Source organism: Flavobacteriales bacterium, from assembly GCA_025210295.1.
Classification (GTDB): domain Bacteria; phylum Bacteroidota; class Bacteroidia; order Flavobacteriales_D; family Parvicellaceae; genus S010-51.
In genome coordinates this window covers 1-18,637 of sequence record JAOASC010000017.1, presented here as the reverse complement: position 1 = coordinate 18,637, position 18,637 = coordinate 1, and the positions used below count along the sequence as shown (strand labels likewise).

Annotated in this window: 13 protein-coding genes and 1 pseudogene; 7 read left to right on the top strand and 7 right to left on the bottom strand. The window is 34.9% G+C overall.

The window, feature by feature from the left end:
• Positions 1-3: 3 nt before the first annotated feature.
• Positions 4-3,150 (top strand): PKD domain-containing protein, encoded by a 3,147-nt coding sequence (locus N4A35_05210; GenBank protein ID MCT4580798.1) that lies wholly within the window; start codon positions 4-6, stop codon positions 3,148-3,150.
• Positions 3,151-3,178: 28 nt separating this feature from the next.
• Here the strand turns inward: N4A35_05210 and N4A35_05205 are convergent, their stop codons facing one another.
• The 6 genes and pseudogenes from N4A35_05205 to N4A35_05180 all read right to left on the bottom strand — a co-directional run bounded on the left by N4A35_05205 (position 3,179) and on the right by N4A35_05180 (position 9,760).
• Positions 3,179-3,838: a hypothetical protein gene (locus tag N4A35_05205; protein MCT4580797.1), complete on the bottom strand. Its 660-nt coding sequence runs from the start codon at positions 3,836-3,838 to the stop codon at positions 3,179-3,181.
• Positions 3,839-3,993: 155 nt separating this feature from the next.
• The gene (locus tag N4A35_05200; protein ID MCT4580796.1) at positions 3,994-4,455 is read right to left on the bottom strand and encodes a GyrI-like domain-containing protein; all 462 of its coding nucleotides are present in this window, start codon (positions 4,453-4,455) and stop codon (positions 3,994-3,996) included.
• 42 nt (positions 4,456-4,497) lie between these two features.
• Positions 4,498-5,217: pseudogene (locus tag N4A35_05195) on the bottom strand (YafY family transcriptional regulator).
• A 59-nt stretch (positions 5,218-5,276) separates the two neighbouring features.
• Entirely contained in the window at positions 5,277-6,911 is a 1,635-nt protein-coding gene (locus N4A35_05190) for a glycerol-3-phosphate dehydrogenase/oxidase (protein ID MCT4580795.1), read from the bottom strand.
• Positions 6,912-7,016: 105 nt separating this feature from the next.
• Positions 7,017-8,498: a glycerol kinase GlpK gene (glpK, locus tag N4A35_05185; GenBank protein ID MCT4580794.1), complete on the bottom strand. Its 1,482-nt coding sequence runs from the start codon at positions 8,496-8,498 to the stop codon at positions 7,017-7,019.
• Positions 8,499-8,665: 167 nt separating this feature from the next.
• Positions 8,666-9,760, bottom strand: a complete 1,095-nt coding sequence (locus N4A35_05180; protein MCT4580793.1) for a hypothetical protein — start codon at positions 9,758-9,760, stop codon at positions 8,666-8,668.
• A gap of 150 nt (positions 9,761-9,910) precedes the next feature.
• On the opposite strand from N4A35_05180, the gene ribD reads away from it, so the two are divergent.
• From ribD to N4A35_05165, 3 genes are read left to right on the top strand one after another with little or no spacing between them, the layout of a single operon-like run.
• Positions 9,911-10,954, top strand: a complete 1,044-nt coding sequence (ribD, locus tag N4A35_05175) for a bifunctional diaminohydroxyphosphoribosylaminopyrimidine deaminase/5-amino-6-(5-phosphoribosylamino)uracil reductase RibD (protein ID MCT4580792.1) — start codon at positions 9,911-9,913, stop codon at positions 10,952-10,954.
• Positions 10,955-10,973: 19 nt separating this feature from the next.
• Complete coding sequence (locus N4A35_05170) at positions 10,974-11,840, top strand: EamA/RhaT family transporter (GenBank protein ID MCT4580791.1); 867 nt, start codon at positions 10,974-10,976, stop codon at positions 11,838-11,840.
• 3 nt (positions 11,841-11,843) lie between these two features.
• Positions 11,844-12,758 carry a hypothetical protein gene (locus tag N4A35_05165; GenBank protein ID MCT4580790.1) on the top strand — a complete coding sequence of 305 codons (915 nt, stop codon included), beginning with the start codon at positions 11,844-11,846 and terminating at the stop codon, positions 12,756-12,758.
• An 81-nt stretch (positions 12,759-12,839) separates the two neighbouring features.
• Here N4A35_05165 and N4A35_05160 read toward each other — a convergent pair whose 3' ends face one another.
• On the bottom strand, positions 12,840-13,508 hold the full coding sequence (locus N4A35_05160) for an SDR family oxidoreductase (GenBank protein ID MCT4580789.1): 669 nt from the start codon (positions 13,506-13,508) through the stop codon (positions 12,840-12,842).
• Positions 13,509-13,642: 134 nt separating this feature from the next.
• Here N4A35_05160 and N4A35_05155 point away from each other — a divergent pair, with 134 nt between their 5' ends.
• The 3 genes from N4A35_05155 to N4A35_05145 all read left to right on the top strand — a co-directional run.
• A complete protein-coding gene (locus N4A35_05155; GenBank protein MCT4580788.1) occupies positions 13,643-14,839 on the top strand; it encodes a DegT/DnrJ/EryC1/StrS family aminotransferase in 1,197 nt (398 codons plus the stop codon).
• Positions 14,840-14,918: 79 nt separating this feature from the next.
• A complete protein-coding gene (locus N4A35_05150; GenBank protein MCT4580787.1) occupies positions 14,919-15,998 on the top strand; it encodes an iron-containing alcohol dehydrogenase family protein in 1,080 nt (359 codons plus the stop codon).
• Positions 15,999-16,118: 120 nt separating this feature from the next.
• The coding region (locus tag N4A35_05145; GenBank protein MCT4580786.1) for a hypothetical protein at positions 16,119-18,637 on the top strand (2,519 nt) is incomplete at its 3' end.

Genomic DNA, 18,637 nt, shown 5'->3' with positions numbered 1-18,637 from the left:
AAAATGCTAAAAAGACTTTTTATATATCTACTCTTTATTTTACTTACTGCAAAGGTGTATGCAACACATATTGTGGGAGGGGAGTTGTCTTATCAGGCATTAGGGAATAATCAATACCGAATTACCTTAAAAGTATATAGAGATTGTATCAATGGTGTTGCAGCTTTTGATGATCCTGCTTCTGTAGGCGTTTTTAATTCAAGCGGAGGTTTGGTAACAGAAGTGCAAATTGCTAATCCAACGATTACCAACTTACCAATTGTGGTCACGAATCCTTGTTTACAAGTCCCTCCAGTCATTTGTACTGAAGAGGCTATCTATCAAGCTGTGGTCACACTTTCAGTTCCCTCTGGAGGACTGGATTTAGTTTATCAACGTTGTTGTAGAAATAATATTATTCAAAATATTGTTACTCCCGAAGATATGGGAAGTACTTATATTTCTCATATCCCAGATCCAGCTTTAGCAGTTGATAATTATGGAGCACGCTTTTTAAATGTTCCGCCATTGGTGTTGTGTAATGGAGATAATTTTGTTTTTGATCATTCAGCAATAGACGCTGATGGAGATGTTTTGGTCTATGAAATGTGCACGCCTTATCATGGTGCAAGTAGCCTTTCTCCAATGCCTCAACCACCTAATGGAGGGCCTTATACCAATATTTCATGGGCTCCAGGATATGGAGTCAATAATCAAATAAATGGTATACAGAATTTACAAATAAACCCTAATACAGGAGAGTTAATCTGTACACCAACTTCCAATGGGGTATATGTCGTAGGGATTTGTGTTAAAGAATATCGAAACGGTCAACTGATTAATACAACATTGAGAGACTTTCAATTTACTGTAGTCTCTTGTTCTTCTACAATCATCTCCGCTGTTCCAGATCAAACGGTACTTTGTGATGGTTATACAATGGAATTTCAAAATAACAGTACTAATGGATCTTTTTATCATTGGGATTTTGGTGTAAACTCGATTTTAAATGATACTTCAATTCTTGAAGAACCCGTTTATACCTATCCTGATACAGGAATGTATGAAGTCACATTAATCGCAAATCCAGGATGGCCTTGCGCAGATACTTCTACAGCTACTTATATGGTTCAATACCCAATACAAGGAAATATCGATAATGTTACTAATCAGTGTTTAGAAGGAAATTCTTTTGATTTTGCGATAAACGGAAACTTTACTCCCACAGCAAGTTTTAGTTGGCATTTTGGTGGAACAACTTCACCAACGACTTCAACTAGTCAAACGCCACAGGATATTGCCTATAGTAATGATGGAGTATATACAGTAACAGCTTCGGTTAATGATCGGGGGTGTTTTAGAGATTTTACACAGCAATTAGAAGTGTATCAAATGCCAGAAGCACTCATTGATCCAGTTGATAATTGCGATGGCTTAACAGCAAATACAGTCAATAATAGTTTAAATGCCACTTCTTACTTTTGGAATTTTGGTGACTTGACAACATTGGGAGATACTTCATTGTTATTAGGGCCATCATACACTTATCCGGCTAATGGTATCTATGATGTGATGCTCATAGCGAGTAATGCCAATTGTGTTGATACAGCTTATACTACACACAAAGTAAAGGCGCCGATGAACCCTTTGGTGGTTACTAATGATCCCATACAGTGTTTAATGGGAAACTCTTTTGATTTTAATTTATCTGGTAATTATACAACGGGAGCAACTTTTGATTGGTATTTTGGTAGTCCAACCAATGTTGTTAATAACGCAACTGAAAATGTTTTAGGGGTGGAGTACCAATTTAGTGGGCATCATCATGTGACAGTGACAATAGAAGATGAAGGATGTATTAAAGATACAACGATAGAAATAGAAGTCGTACAAGAGCCTGTTGCTTCATTTTTAGATGTGGATAATTGTGACGGACTTGAGGCAATAGCGAATAATACGAGTACTAATTCTAGTAGTTATTTATGGGATTTTGGAGATGTGACGAACCCTAATGATCATTCAACATTGACGAACCCCAGTTATACTTACCCAGAAAATGGAAGTTATCCAGTTACTTTAATAGCGTATAATGCCCATTGTTCAGATACTGTAGAAGGGATCTTCAAGGTGAAAGAACCGATTAACCCTACTTTTTCTACAAATTTAAACCCTCAATGTATTACCACTAATTCTTTTGATTTTATATTGTCTGGAAATTATACGAGTGGAGCTAGTTTTAGTTGGGATTTTGGAGGACCATCTTCTCCTACAACAAGTATTTCTGAACATCCTACAAATATTAATTACAACACTGAAGGTTATTACCTAGTTACTGCAACAGTCGTTGATGAAGGCTGTACAGCAACTGCTACAGATACAGCAAAGGTTTTTCCATCTCCTGTGATTAATTTTAGTTTGTCGGATACAGTTGGTTGTATGCCACTGACAGTCGATTTTATTGATGAATCGGTTGCATGGGGAGATGTCGATTATTTTTGGGATTTTGGAAATGGAGTGACTTCAACCGAACATGAACCCACTTATATCTATGAAGTTGACGGAATTTATGATGTTACGTTTAGCTTAACAACAAATGAGGGATGTTTGGAGACATTAACGTTAAGTAAGCCAGCCGCAATAACTGTTTACCCAAGGCCAAGAGCAGACTTTAGTGTGACTCCAGAGGCCACTAATATATTCTTTCCCGAAGTAGAAATAACTGATCTTTCTTCAGGAGACATTTCGAGCCTGTATTATGTGGTTGAGGGGAATACCCTAAATGAAGAAAATCCAATTTATAGCATTAATGGAATGGGAACTATTCCAATACAGCAAACAGTGGTGAATACTTATGGATGCGATGATACAATTACGAAAACGGTTTATGTAGAGCCTAATGATCTATTATACGTGCCTAATTCTTTTACTCCAAATGGAGATGGGAATAATGATTTCTTCAAGCCAGTTACATTTGGGTTAGAAGAGTATCAATTTTATATTTTTAACAGGTGGGGAAGTATTATTTATGAGGGAAATGAGTCTTCTGTCGGATGGGATGGATTAATAAATGGAAAGCCCGTTCAGGATGATGCGTACGTATGGCAAATTAAATACAGAGACCATCAGCGAAAACGATATGAAAAAAGGGGCCATGTAATTATTTACAAATAGCCCCTCTTTAAATGAATTTTTTTAAAGTTTAGCGTGTTCCCGCTCTGTGAATATATTTGTCCATTTGAGCAATTTGAGCTTTAATTTCTGGACTTTGAGGATTCAATTGTTTCGCTTTTTTGAAATAGTTTCTAGCCATATTAATGTTTCTAGATTGAATTTCAATACTCGATAACTGAATCAAAGCAGCTGCTTTAGTATCTTTATCTGGTAATCCTTTTTCTAAAGCTAATCTTAAATTTTTTCTTGCTTCCGCTCTTTTTCCATTTTGTAAGGCTATCATTCCCATTTGTAAATGCGAAGCACCCTCACTTTCCTCACCAACTAGCTTACTTTTGCTCTTCATACTTTTTCGCATGTAGTCCTCAGCACTTTTAAAATCTTGATTGGTCATTGCCATATTAGATTTTAACATATAAAAACCTTGTCGAATTGGCTTTAATAATAGTTGAGGGAAATAAACCGTTTTCATGTATTTCTGTGCCAATGCCATGTCATTATTTTGAATCGCTTCTTGGATTAAACGCAATGGACCAAAAATAAAATGGGAAACAATTGCTACTACAGCTAATATAATTGCCGTCCAAAACCATTCCCAGCTTTTAATATACGCTAGTACACCAGAAAGAGCCAATAAAGCGAGCCCAATTTGTAAACGATAAATTAAAAGCAATTTGTAAAATTTCATTGTCATAGTACTTTCTCTTTTTATAAAGTGAATTAAAAAAGTTGTGCAAAGGTAATGATTCTTCTGTAATCTGATTTGAAATAATGGGATATTGTCTTTTTTATCAAGTGGATAGCCAAAAGAAAGGGCTAATTGAATAGCCCTTTTCTTTATTGTTATGATTGAGTTGCAATATAGATGTCAGCTTCTCCATTAGTAGGGTCTGCGGCTTTTTCTCCATAAACTTCAAAGTCTGTAGTGTACGTTCTGTTTAAGTCTTCTTCCCATATTTTATTCCAAACATCGACCACGGCGTTTTTGGTTAAATCACCTTGGGCGGTAAATTGATAGTAGCTTCCTTTTTCTATTGTAGCAGCTTTCATTCCATCAGGAATATGATCTAGGGAATGTACCCTATAACCTAAAATAGTTGTGTAAGGTTGAGTATGATCTCCTTCATATTCTGTGTAGACGGCATAAATTGTCGGGTCTTGAATATTAGGGAGTGTTTCAGATAAGTTAGCACTCATAAATTTTTGCCATAGTTCACCAATATCTTTTTTAGCTTGATTGTTTTGATTGGTTGTTTTTACCCAGATTCCAACAATGTGGAATGCTTCAATTTGTCGTTTCTTCATAGTTTTATTTTTTAAGTTTGCTACAAAGCTACTTTCATGTTTTGACAAGGGTGTGTCAGGGGTAGGGTAGAATTTTTTATACTCCTTTTCATAATATTCTTGAATCGTCATATTGTGAGGCTCAAAATGTTGATCCATTACGGTTAACCTTTGAATTAAATCAATTCGGAAGACTCTAAAACTTTTACGTAAACGACAAAAGGCAATAAGTAGCCAGTTTTCTTGTGTACTGTATAATGCAAAAGGTTCTACTATTCTTGAAGAATGTTCCTGTTTTAACGAAAGGTATTCTAATGCTATTAAATGAAATTGAGTAATGGCGTTTTGTAGTGTCATTAAATAATGACTGGTACTTTCAGCTTGGAGATTAGCTCTAAAAGAAACACGATTGGTCAATAAATCTGCACTTTCTTTTTGGGAGTGTTTAAGAACAGCTTTAATTTTTGTGATGGCATTTTGATAATGGTCAACCAATGATTGATCCTTGTTCTTTCGTATCAACTGTTCAGCAGTGATTAAAGCATTTGCTTCTTCTTCTGTAAACATGATAGGAGGGAGTCGATAGCCTTCCATTAGAGAATATCCTTTGCCTTCTTCGGTAATAATTGGAACTCCTGATTCTTCAATCGCACGAATATCTCTATAAATTGTTCGAACACTAACATTGTACTTCTGAGCAAGCATTGTTGCTGTTACTATTCGTTTAGATTGTAACTGTGTTACGATAGAGGTTAACCTTGAAAGTCTAGACTGCTCTTTCATTTTTAATAAGCTTTAACGTCGTGCTCCATTATTTCGAAAAAAATAGTAACAACTTGACGTTATACGAAGTCAGTTTTTAGTGCTAACTTATTTTTTAGTGCTTTTAATTGTTTTTCAGCTTCGTCTTCATTCCAATTAAAGTAGGTTTTTGCAATAGGCAAAATATGTTCCACTTCATTTAAAACATTAGTTGGATCAAAGTTTAATTTACCCGTTCGACGATTAAAGAAATCTTCTAAAGTACAAATCCCCTCGTAATTTAAAGCAAACCATATCTCAGATTCAATCAGGTGCTTTCTTTTTTTAGAAAAGAAGTTATCTAATATAATTTCGGTTTGTTTTCCGTAATTTCTGACTAAGTATTCAGCTTTAAGTTCAGGAATTTTTGCTGTCCTCAGTTTGGTTTTAACATTGTTAATGTATTGATAGACTTCGTCTGGGTTTTTAAATTCGCCCCCATTAATCACTATGGTATCTGTTTTACAAGGGTTTTTAGCTCCTATTTCCTTGCTAACTAGATCAACTATTTTTTTAGCCATTAGTCGATAACCAGTTAATTTTCCTCCAGTAATAGTAATCAGTCCAGAGTCTGAAATAAAAACTTCATCTTTTCTTGAAAGTTCAGATGGTGACTTTCCGTCTTCGTGGATTAACGGTCGTAGCCCCGACCATGAAGAAACAATGTCATTAACTGTTAGGTCAAGCTTAGGAAAGAGATTATTAATTGATTTTAATAAATAATCAACATCCTCAATAGTAACATTAGGTTCTTCTAATTGGTCACTGTAATTGGTGTCAGTAGTACCTACATAAGTAACTCCTAATCGTGGAATTGCAAAAATCATTCGACCTCCAGGAACATCAAAGTAAACACTTTGTTGTAGAGGGAATTTTTCTTTAGGAAATACCAAATGCACCCCTTTAGTTAAGTGCAGACGTTTACCCTTTAAAGAGTTATCTTTTTTACGAATAAGATCACACCATGGACCAGCGGCATTGACAACTTTCTTAGCTTTTAACTCAAATTGTTCATTGTGGATTAAATCTTGGCAGACAATACCATTCGTCTTTTCATTTTCATAAGTTAATGCAGTAGCTTCACAATAGTTGAGTGATAAGGCCCCGTATGAGTAAGCCGTTTTTAAAATCTCAAGCGTCAACCTTGCATCATCTGTTCGGTATTCAGCATAGTATCCACCAGCGAGTAAAATATCATCTCTCAAAAGCGGTTCTTTTTCTAAAGTTTGCGCTTTAGAAAGCATTTTTCTCCTATCCTTACCTTTTACGCCTGCAAGCCTATCATAAAACCAAAGTGCGATATTGGTAGAGAATTTTCCTAAACTTCCTCCTTTTACCAGTGGAAGCAACATTTTTTCTGGAACCACTAAATGAGGTGCGTTCTTATAAGCGATCGCTCTTTCCTTTCCGACATCACTAACTAATTTAACCTCCAGTTGTTTAAGGTAACGCAAACCTCCGTGAATTAGTTTAGTTGATCGACTGCTCGTTCCAGCAGCATAATCCTGTTTTTCGACTACTGCAACACTTAATCCACGACTCGCTGCATCTAAAGCAATCCCAGCACCAGTTATACCGCCTCCAATAACAACTACATCAAACGTTTTGTTTTTCAAAGTTGTTTTGACTTCTTCTCGTTTGGCGTAGTTAAATTTATAATGTTTTAATCCTTCCATTTATTTAGTTTGCGATGTGTTTTTTTATCATTGATTGAGAACAAGAGCATCAAAGGCGCTATTATTTCTCAATTACCTCATTACATCATTATATCATTACCGCTATCAATTCTCAATCCAATTCATAGAACGTTTTACAGCTTTCTGCCATAAAGAATATTTCTTTTCAACTTTAAGAGGATCCATTTTTTGAGTAAACGTTTGATCTATTTGTTTCATTTTTTTCAAGTCCTCCATCTTCCAAAAACCTGTGTGTAAACCAGCCATATAGGCAGCGCCTAATGCCGTAGATTCGATAGTCTTAGGTCTTACAACTGGGGTGTTGAGAATATCAGCTTGAAATTGCATGAGGTAATTGTTTGCAGTAGCTCCACCATCAACATTTAGTGTTTTAAGTTCAACTCCAGCATCTTTTTCCATTGCTTTTAAAACATCTTTACTTTGAAAAGCAAGTGATTCAAGTGTAGCCTTAGCCAGTTCTGGAATTCCAGTATCTCTTGTCAAACCAAATATAGCTCCTCTGGCGTACATATCCCAATATGGTGCACCTAAACCAGCAAATGCAGGAACAACTACAACATCACTATCATCCTCAATAGAGTTGGCCAAGACTTCAGTTTCCGAAGAAGATTCTATGATTTTGATACCATCTCTTAACCATTGAACAGCTGCTCCAGCAATAAAAATACTTCCTTCTAAAGCATATTCGATTTTGCCGTCTATTCCCCATGCAATAGTATTGATTAAACCATGTTGACTAACTTTTTGAGTGCTCCCAGTATTCATCAACATAAAACAACCTGTACCATAAGTATTTTTAGCATCACCAACTTCAAAACAACCTTGTCCAAAAAGCGCACCTTGTTGGTCTCCAATTACGCCTCTAATAGGGATTTTAACTCCTTTGTACTCCCAAAATCCAAAATTATCTGAGCTATTTTTTACTTGTGGTAAAATAGATTTAGGAATTTCCATTAAATCCAAAGCTTTTTGATCCCAATCCAATGTGTTGATATCAAAAAGCAATGTTCTTGAAGCATTAGAATAGTCTGTAGCATGTACTTCAGCATTGGTTAGATTCCAAATTAACCAAGTATCAATAGTTCCTACAATAAGATGATTTTGTCTTAATAAAGCTTCAGAGCTTTCACAGTTTTTTAATAGCCAATGAATTTTTGTTCCAGAAAAATAAGAATCGATAAACAAACCAGTTGTTTGTTTAAAATAATCTTGATATCCAGCAGTTTTAAGTTCTTCGCAGAAAGCAGCCGTTCGCTTATCTTGCCAAACAATGGCATTATATATAGGTTCACCAGTAGTTTTATTCCACGCTACAACAGTCTCTCTTTGATTGGTAATCCCAATAGAGTCAATAGTCTCAGGTGAAATGCTGTTGTGCTCTATTAGAGAAGTCAATACTTTTAGTTGTGTCGATAATATTTCATTAGGATTGTGTTCTACCCATCCAGATTTTGGGAATATTTGAGTAAATTCTTCTTGCTCAACTCCAACAACTTCTCCGTTTTGATCAAATAAGATAGCCCTACAACTTGTTGTTCCTTGATCGATAGCAATAATATATTTCATGCATTAATATTTATTAGTTTTTATCAATCACAGATCTTGTGATAATGTTTGGAATTGTTATTCCAATGATAAAAAGAACTTTAAACTAATTCAAAAGTCTTGTAAAGGTACTGAAGTTGCTTAAAGTTATCGAGTAAAAAATAAAAAAATGGATTTTAAAAGACATTTTAGTGTGCTTTCTCCTCATTGATTGGGTCTCCACAATTGGAGCAAAAAGGTAAATGAGCAAAGTTTTCAGACCCGCAGTTATTACATTTGTTAAACAATTCAAGTCCACAAAATCGACAAAAATTGGTGACGACCCCATAGGTGCTGGTTTTATCTTTATTGCTCACAGATTTATCCCATTTCTTAACGATAAAGTCTTTACCACATGATGGACACATGTGGTTGTCTAGTGCCTTTTCAGCAGTTTCAGTTTGTACTTTTTTAGCACGTTCAGTCGTGGATACTTTAAGTTCTTTTTTCTTTTGTTCAATAAAAGCTTTGATCTTATTGATGGCGTATACACCAAATAAAATACTGAGGATGATACCAACTGTATATCTTATATACCCTCCATAACTAGGGAGGTAAGGTACCAATCCGAAGAAAAATGCATAAAAAGAGAAGAGAACATATCCTAAAAATAACGGCCAGTACTTGTGTTTACGAAATTTAATGATAAAATAAATTCCTAGTAATAAAATAGGTAGGATAAAAAGTAAACGAATGAGGAATACTTTTAAATCGTATTTTCTTATTGCTTTTTCCCGTTCTTGGTAAGCTCTTTCATTTTCTTGGTAGATAAGCACCTCTATTTCACTCTTTTCTTGATCAAGTTCTTTGATTTCACCATTAATGATCATGAGTTCTTCCCTCCATTCTTGTTGAGTTTTATAGTACTCATCCAATTCATTTGCTCTTGAAAGTACCTCTTTATCTTCATTAGGAGAACCCACAGTTTTTCGAGCTTCTAACCAATTGTCATAAGAACGTTTAGCATTAGCATAATTATTATTGACAATTTTTAGAGTATTCTGAATGTTTAAACGTTTCTCTTGTTTATGCTGTATTTTGGTGTTTACTTTTTTGATCTCATCATTCTTTTCATCGATAAAAGTATGATTTTCAAATTGCTCAACAGTTGGCATTTCTTCCCATTGGTCAACATCGTCAATCAGTTTATTAGAAAGGGAAATTAGGAACCCGCACAAGAGAATAGCGATGACATAATTAATTAGTTTAGAAGTCTTTTCTAATTTCTTATTATTAAATTCCATATCGATAGTTATTTAGAAAGTAGCTTGTAATTAAGAAGATAAAGTTAGGTTATATTCTTAATAAAACAAGAATGTAAAAGTCGTAAATGACAATTAGAAGACGATTTATTTTAATTAACCAAAAGATTAATTTGTATTTTTGTTTTTTATATGAAGAGTCAGGATGAAATTTACATGCAACGCTGTATAGATTTAGCTCAAAAAGGGTTAAAATCTGTAGCTCCTAATCCTATGGTGGGATGCGTTATCGTAAATCAAGGAAAAGTTATTGCTGAAGGCTATCATTTAAGGTATGGAGAGGCGCATGCTGAAGTCAATGCGATCAAGCAAGTTAAAAATCCTGAATTATTTAAGACAGCCACTTTATATGTGTCATTGGAGCCATGTGCTCATTTTGGAAAAACACCACCATGTAGTAATTTAATTGTTGAAAAAGGGATTCGAAAAGTGGTAATTGGTTGTGTCGATCCTTTTGCAGAGGTAGCTGGTAAAGGAATCGAAAAGTTAAAAAAATCAGGAGTAGATGTAACAGTAGGAGTACTTGAACAAGAGGCCTTAGAGTTGAATAAGAGATTCTTTACTTTTCATGAGAAAAAGAGACCTTATGTCGTTTTAAAGTGGGCACAAACCTTAGATGGGTATGTCGATATTAAAAGAAAAGGAGAAGTGCCCCAAATAAATTGGATAACGAGACCTCAAACTAAACAATTAACAGATACATGGAGATGTCAAGAAATGGCTATTCTAGTTGGGAAAAATACTATATTAAACGATAACCCAAAGTTAACTGTTCGAACGATTCTAGGTAGAAATCCTTTGCGTTTGGTCATAGATAGAAACGTCGAATTGCCATTAGAATACAACGTGTTTAATTCAGATGCAAAAACAGTTGTATTTAATGAAGTAGTTGATAAGGAGGAAGGGCACATCAAGTATGTGAAAATAGATTTTAGTAAAGCTTTAGATGCTATTTTAGATTGGTTGTATCAACAGGATATTCAGTCTGTTTTAGTAGAAGGGGGAGCCTATACCTTACAACAATTTATTAAAGAAAATAAATGGGATGAAGCCCGAATTTACACAGGGAATACCTTTTTCAATGAAGGGGTAAAAGCTCCTCAATTAACCATTGAAGAGTTTGAGAACACCTCTTATGGAAAAGATCAAATTACAATCGTTAATAATCATTCTTAATCAACTGTAGCTATATACAATGATCAATCTATTCATTACAATATTATTGTTTAATGTTTTAATAATAATATTTAAATTCTTTAACCGCTACCATGTAGATAATCTACAAGCGTTGATTGTTAATTACCTTACCGCAGGAACCTTGGGAGTACTCAATAGTACTCAAACAATAACATTTGAGTATGTCTGGAATGCACCATGGTTATTTCACGCGATGATTGTGGGGAGTTTATTTATTATAGTATTTAACTTATATGCCACTGGTACGCAAAAAGTCGGTATAGCGATCACTACTGTAGCCAACAAAATGTCTTTAGTGATACCTGTAGCCATAGCTCTGGCTATTTATCCCAATGCTAACATTACAATCTGGACAGTTGTAGCTTTTATTTTGGCTATATTAGGGATTTACCTGTCATCCACAAAGAATGGGAAATTGACTTTCAATAAGCAGTATGTATGGTTGATATTGTTAGTTTTTGTTGGGCAAGGAATAGCAGATTCGGTATTTAATTATGCACAGAAAAACTCAATAGGAAATGGAGAGTCACCGGCTTTCTTTTCTGTGTTGTTTATGATGGCTGCCCTCTGTGGAGTAATGATATTAATAGGGAGAAGTTTTAGAGAAAAAATAAAATTCTCGTATAAAAATATTGTTGGAGGAATTGTTTTAGGGATTCCGAATTATGGTTCATTGATTTATTTCTTTAAGGCATTAGATAGCTCAGGATTACACCCAAGCGTTGTGTTTCCTATTGTTAGTATGGGAGTTGTGGTGTTGTCTGCAATAATAGGAATTGTCTTTTATAAAGAGACCTTGTCAAGGTCAAACTGGATAGGGATTGTAAGTTCTGTTTTAGCTATTGCTTTAATTACTTTTATGTAAGGGATGAGAGTAAAGGTATTAATAGTCGTTTTGTTATTTATTGCTGTAGTTGGTAACGCTCAGGAGCTGTATAACTTAATTGGAGCTAATAAAGTTACAGCTTATACGTATTGGGAACATGGCGACCATAGAACTTATAAATGTACACGAACAGAAACCGTTTTTAAAAATGGTAAAGCAAAGCCTAAGAAATCAAAGTTGAATGAATATCAAGTGAGGTTAAAAGTATTGGATACTTTGGATGGTTTTTATACAATGAGTTTAATATATTCTGATTATTTACCAAATATAAACGCCATCTCAATAACTAAAACGACAGATGTTGAAGTTATCTATCGTGTGGATGAATATGGTGTTTTTGATTCTATATTAAACACTGAGAGGCTTAAAGAAAGCGTCAGGTTATATTTCAAAGAAATAATAAGAGTAAATAGTATAGCAATTGATAGTAGTATGGTTAATGAGTTATTAAAAGGGGATAATATTCATACGCTTTTTATGGATGACCTTGCGATGTTTCATAATTTATATGGCTTACAATTCGAAATAGGTAAAAAAGAAGCGTACGAATTCACCTATGCTACAATAAATGATTTTAATTTAAAGGGAATTGGGAAAATTGAGTTGAAATCAATCAACAAAGAGAAAAAAGAAAGTGTAATAACCGTTAGCCAGACTCCCGATAAAAAAGAACTCAATAAATATACTGATTTATTATTCAAGTTGCTGGTGTCAACAGGAGAGGAAAAAGAAAATGGTTTTTCAGAGTTTAATTACCAATCAAAAATCAAACAAACCTATTATATGGACTTACAAAAAGGTTGGATGAATAAAATCAAAATGAAAAACACGGTAAAAGTAAAAGGAAATAAAGGCCTTATGGAAAAAAGAATAGAAACAATCTATGAAGTAAAGTAAAAGCTCATCTAGCTTCTCTTCTCTCTCTTCTATTTTCTATCTTCTATCCTCTATTTTCTACCCTCTCTATTCTAATTATCTTTAGGGAGTACTTACAGCTACATTCATTACTTTCCCGTTAAAAAAATCTTTACCATTAATAGCAAAATCAGCAACATAGTTCGCCATTTTTTCTGGGCTAAAAGGTGCTTGATAACCAGGGAAAGCTTCTTCCAGCATTTCAGTTTGAACGGCTCCTAGTGCTAAGCAGTTTACTCGAACACCAGTTTCTTTAAATTCTTCAGCCAAACATTCAGTCAAAATAGTCATTGCTCCTTTAGAAGAACTATAACCACTTAAACCAGGGAACTTAGCACTTCCTTGAACACCTCCCATACTACTTATGTTTACAATATGAGCAGTTTTTGTTAGTTTAGGAAAAAAATACTGAATCAAACGATAGGGACTCATTACATTCACGCTGTACATATTTTGCAGCTCAAGAGGAGAGATTTCCATAAAAGGTTTATTGACCAAAAGGCCAGCATTGTTGATGATAACATCAATAGAATCAACCGTTTTAAAAACTGTATCTAATTGGTGATGGTCAAAAGTGACTAAATCAAATGAAATAGGGATAATATTATCATTTTTAAGAGCTAAAAGAGGTTCTATATTTCGCGATAAACAATAAACTTTATGCGCTTTTGCTAATTTTTTTGCCGTTTCAAATCCAATGCCTCTAGAAGCTCCTGTAATAATAATATTCATGCAGGTAAAGTTAATAAATAAATAAAAACGTTAACTTTTTAGTAGGTAATTTCCTGCTTAAAAGTTTACTTTTGCAAAAAAAAACAATAAAGAAAACGTTGTACTCTGTACAGGTTAGATAATACAATATTAGAATGGCAGGATTTGATTTATTTGGAGCTGAAGAGCGAAAAGAAGTAATGGAAGTTTTAGAAACAGGATGTTTGTTTCGTTATAACCACGAACATTTAAGAGATGGAAAGTGGAAAGCAAGAGATTTAGAAACTTTAGCAAAAGAATATACTGGAGCAAAACATGCACACATGGTTTCTAGTGGTTCTACTGCTGTTACAACAGCTTTGTCGGCTGCTGGAATTGGATTTGGAGATGAGGTGATTGTAACACCTTTTACCTATATCGCAACAGTAGAAGCAATTTTATGGCAAGGAGCTTTGCCTGTTTTTGCAGAAGTAGATGAGACATTGTGTTTGTCTGCAGAGGGAATTGAAGCAGTTGTGACCGAAAAAACAAAAGCTGTATTGTTAGTACACATGTGTGGAGCAGCAGCAGATATGGATGCTTTGATGCCTGTTATTGAAAAACATAATTTAACTTTGGTTGAGGATGCAGGACAAGCTCTAGGAGCATTCCATAAAGGGAAATCTGTAGGGTTATTTGGAAAATCAGGAGCTTTTAGTTTTGATTTCTTTAAAATAACAACTGCAGGAGAAGGTGGATTATGTATTACTGATGATGCAAAAATATACGATTATATGCATCAACTATCAGATCATGGACACGATCATATAGGAGATAATAGAGGGATGGAACAGCACCCAATCCTTGGAACAAATTTTCGTATTTCAGAATTAAATGCAGCGGTAGGATTAGCGCAAATGCGTAAAATTGAGACCATTCGAAATAACAATAGAAGAAGTAAAGCTTATTTAAAAGGATTGTTAGCTGATATAGACGGTGTTTCTTTTAGAGCAAAATTAGATGAAGAAGGAGATTCAGGAACATTCTTAAACTTCTTTATGAAAGATACTGAAACAGCACAAAAAGTAATGGCGCAGTTTGCTGAAGATGGTATTGGAGGGTTTAACTATTGGTATACAAATATGTTCCATTTTATTAATCAGTGGGATCATATCAAAGAGTTAAAAATGCCTTTTAAAATGGCTATTCATCACCTAGGAGCACCGCAAGACTATAAAAATCTTGAGTTACCAAAATCTCAGGAAGTTATTGGTAAATTAATCTCTTTAGGAATCAAATCAAGCTGGACTGAAGAGGAGGTTAAAGCATTTGGAGAGAAAATGGTAGCCGCAATCAAAAAAGTAGTTGGGTAAGATCATGTGATAATAGAGTCAAGAGTTCTATATAGCAATTATTATATTTTATCAATAAAGCATTAAATCATTTTAAAATATGCATAAGAATTTTAAAAACATTGAAAAAACAGTTTACGGAAGAGGAAGTTTTAATCAATTAGATGAAATTATAGCTCCTGTTCGTAAAGAAAATGATGGTTTTTTCGTGTTTGTAGTAGATAATTATTTCAAAGGAAAAGAATTAGAAAATAGAATTCCATTGAAAGAAAAAGATGTTATTTACTTTATTGACGTTGATCCAAAAGAACCTACAACAGCACAAATAGACGACTTAAGAGATGAAGTGTTAGCCAATAATGGAATGCCAAGTGGAATCGTTGGTATTGGAGGGGGGAGTATCATGGATATAGCCAAAGCTTCTGCTTTAATGTTTAAAAATGAAGGTTCTTCAACATTGTATCAAGGTCTGAATTTGGTGAAAGAAGAAGGTATTTATCATTTAGGTGTTCCTACTGTAAGTGGAACAGGTGCTGAATGCTCTATGACAGCTGTGCTTTCTGGGCCAGAGAAAAAATTAGGGTTAAAATGTGAATGGACAGTATTTAACCAAGTGATTTTAGATCCAGATTTAACAGCAACAGTACCATCTGATCAGTGGTTTTATACAGGAATGGATACTTTTATCCATTGTATAGAATCCAAATCGGGAATAAACTATAATGTTTTTTCTCAGGCTTATGGAGATCAATCAATCGAATTGTGTAAAGAAGTATTTTTAGGTGAAAATGCTGGGCAAAATCCAGAAAATGATGAGAAGTTAATGATGGCTTCTTTGTTTGGAGGATTAAGCTTGACGTATAGTGAAGTAGGGGCTTGCCATGCATTGTCTTATGGACTGTCTGTTGTATTAGGAATGAAACATGGGTATGCCAACTGTGTAGCCTTTAATCATTTGGATGAGTTTTATGGAGATGCAGTTAATGATTTTAGAGGTATGGTAAAACGTTTTAACGTAACATTGCCTCAAAATTTAAGTAAAGATTGGACAGAAGAACAAATTGAAGAAATGGCTCAAGTGGCGATTAATTTACCTTTCATGTGGAGGCATGCTATTGGAGAAGATTGGGAATCTAAGTTTGGAGTAGAAGATATCAAAGCCTTGTATAGAAGAATGTAATTGACGATAAATCGATGTGTAAATCCTTTTAATCAGTCAGGGGAATATATTGTTCTATATTGTATGTTTTTTGGGGCGTTTATCATAACTTTTGAAAAGTTATAATAGAGATAAGAAATCATGAGATTAGCTTTAGTTTTGGTTTTGAGCATAACCAGTTTATTTAACTATGCTCAAATAAGTGAAGGAGATAGACCACATACATTTGTAAATGCTCAAACAAGAGGTCAAGCAGATAGTATTTTTGGTCGTTATCAAATAGAGATAATAGCAAAACCAGACCTCGCAACAGCAGTAGCTGAGGACGTTGTTAACGATAGCGAGGGGCTTTCTTATCGTGTTGGAATCATTACACCGGTAACGCTTTCGATCTATAATTCTGGGACTTGGACAGTACTTCCTGATGGGAGTAAAATCTGGAGACTGGGAATAAGAATGAGAGATGCACAAGCTTTAAGTTTGTATTTTTCAGAAGCTGTTGTGATTCCAGGAGGTGGAAAATTAAATGCATATAATGAGTCTCAAACACAATATGTAGGGGCATACACGTCAAATACCCCAGTTTTTCATGCAATGGAGATGATTGAAGGGGAAATGCTGACGCTAGAGTATTACATGCCTAGTGGAGAAACACAATTACCCAATATATCCATAAGTGGAGTTTCTTATTACTATAGAGGAGTGGAAGAACGAATCGCTGGATTTAGAAACTCTACATTGAATCAAAATAGAGGACCACACCTTTCTTGTCATGTAGATGTGGCTTGCCCAGAAATAAACGGTTGGACTAACCAAAGAGATGCTGTTGTTCATTATACTTTTAGAACAGGATTGTTCAGTACTTCGATGTGTTCTGCATCTATTATGAATAATACTGCTAATGATTGTACTCCTTATGTTTTAAGTGCCAATCATTGTGGTGAACCAACTTCGAACTCAGATATCAATGGTCATGTATGGTATTTTAATTATCAAAGACCAACTTGTACTCCTGGGAATACCAGTCAATATAATGGAGCTCGTTCACAAACAATGAATGGAGGAACTTTAAAGGCTTCTTCTCAATTAGGAACAGCTCCTGCTTCAGCAACAAATCAAATTAAAGGAGCAGACTTTTATTTAGCCGAATTAAGCACAGCAATTCCGTCTTCATTTAATGCTTATTATGCTGGTTGGAATAGGACTAGTAACGCTCCGTCTTCTGGAGTAGGAATCCATCATCCCAAAGGAGATGAGAAAAAAATAGCAACTTATACTACAACTCCTACCAAAACAAGTTATGGGGGAGCTTGGGCGTATTCGCATCTAAAAGTATATTGGGGAAGTACAGCAAATGGTTCTGGAGCTTTGGAAGGAGGGTCTTCTGGTTCTCCTTTATTTAATCAAAATGGATTAGTTGTTGGACCAGCTACAGCTTCAAGTTTAACTTGTGGTTCTGCTGGAGGGTATTCTTTATATGGAAGAATTTTTAAGGCTTGGGATCAAGAAGGAAATAATAATAACCAACGTTTAAAACCTTGGCTAGATCCAGTAAATTCAGGTGTTACTTCTTTGACAGGAACTTATGCTCCTTGTTCTTCAGGTGGTGGAAGTAGTTCTACAGGTACTTGCTCAACGCCTATTCCAATTACTTGTGGAACACCCTATAATGGAACTACTGTAGATGGTCAAAATAACATTTCAGCATATACCAGTTGTGCACCACAACCCGAAAATGGAAAAGAAAAGATTCATTCGATAACGATTACACAACAATCAGATTTAACAGCTGCCTTAACGAATTTGAATGGAGTAGATTTAGATATTCATATTTTAAGTAGTTGTAATGCTGGAGGGTGTTTAGCTCGTCATGACCATACTGCAACCGCAACAAATTTAGCACCAGGAACTTATTTAATCGCTGTGGATGGATATGGTAGCACGAGTTCTCAACAGGGAGCATACACCTTAACCGTCACTTGTACCCCAACAGGTGGAGGAGGAGGCAATCCATCAGGAGATTGTTCTAACCCAATTCCAATTACTTGTGGAACACCTTATAATGGAACTACTGTAGATGGTCAAAATAACATTTCAGCGTATACCAGTTGTGCGCCACAACCAGAAAATGGAAAAGAAAAGATTCATTCCATTACGATTACACAACAATCAGATTTAACAGCTGCCTTGACGAATTTGAATGGAGTAGATTTAGACATTCATATTTTAAGTAGTTGTACAACAGGAGGATGTTTAGCTCGTCATGACCATACAGCAACGGCAACGAATTTAGCACCAGGAACATATTTAATCGCAGTTGATGGTTACGGAAATACAGGGACAGAAGAGGGGAGTTATACCTTAACCGTCACTTGTACCCCAACAGGTGGAGGTGGTGGTAATCCATCAGGAGATTGTTCCAACCCAATTCCAATTACTTGTGGAACACCTTATAATGGGACTACTGTAGATGGTCAAAATAACATTTCAGCGTATACCAGTTGTGCGCCACAACCTGAAAATGGAAAAGAAAAGATTCACTCCATTACGATTACGCAACAATCAGATTTAACAGCTGCCTTGACGAATTTGAATGGAGTAGATTTAGACATTCATATTTTAAGTAGTTGTACAACAGGAGGATGTTTAGCTCGTCATGA

Coding starts and splice junctions, on each gene's coding strand:
- N4A35_05190 (MCT4580795.1), bottom strand. CDS start 6,911: ATGGAAGGATTAAAACATTATAAATTTAACTACGCCAAACGAGAAGAA.
- N4A35_05210 (MCT4580798.1), top strand. CDS start 4: ATGCTAAAAAGACTTTTTATATATCTACTCTTTATTTTACTTACTGCA.
- N4A35_05180 (MCT4580793.1), bottom strand. CDS start 9,760: ATGGAATTTAATAATAAGAAATTAGAAAAGACTTCTAAACTAATTAAT.
- N4A35_05165 (MCT4580790.1), top strand. CDS start 11,844: ATGAGAGTAAAGGTATTAATAGTCGTTTTGTTATTTATTGCTGTAGTT.
- N4A35_05155 (MCT4580788.1), top strand. CDS start 13,643: ATGGCAGGATTTGATTTATTTGGAGCTGAAGAGCGAAAAGAAGTAATG.
- N4A35_05170 (MCT4580791.1), top strand. CDS start 10,974: ATGATCAATCTATTCATTACAATATTATTGTTTAATGTTTTAATAATA.
- N4A35_05205 (MCT4580797.1), bottom strand. CDS start 3,838: ATGAAATTTTACAAATTGCTTTTAATTTATCGTTTACAAATTGGGCTC.
- ribD (MCT4580792.1), top strand. CDS start 9,911: ATGAAGAGTCAGGATGAAATTTACATGCAACGCTGTATAGATTTAGCT.
- glpK (MCT4580794.1), bottom strand. CDS start 8,498: ATGAAATATATTATTGCTATCGATCAAGGAACAACAAGTTGTAGGGCT.
- N4A35_05160 (MCT4580789.1), bottom strand. CDS start 13,508: ATGAATATTATTATTACAGGAGCTTCTAGAGGCATTGGATTTGAAACG.
- N4A35_05150 (MCT4580787.1), top strand. CDS start 14,919: ATGCATAAGAATTTTAAAAACATTGAAAAAACAGTTTACGGAAGAGGA.
- N4A35_05200 (MCT4580796.1), bottom strand. CDS start 4,455: ATGAAGAAACGACAAATTGAAGCATTCCACATTGTTGGAATCTGGGTA.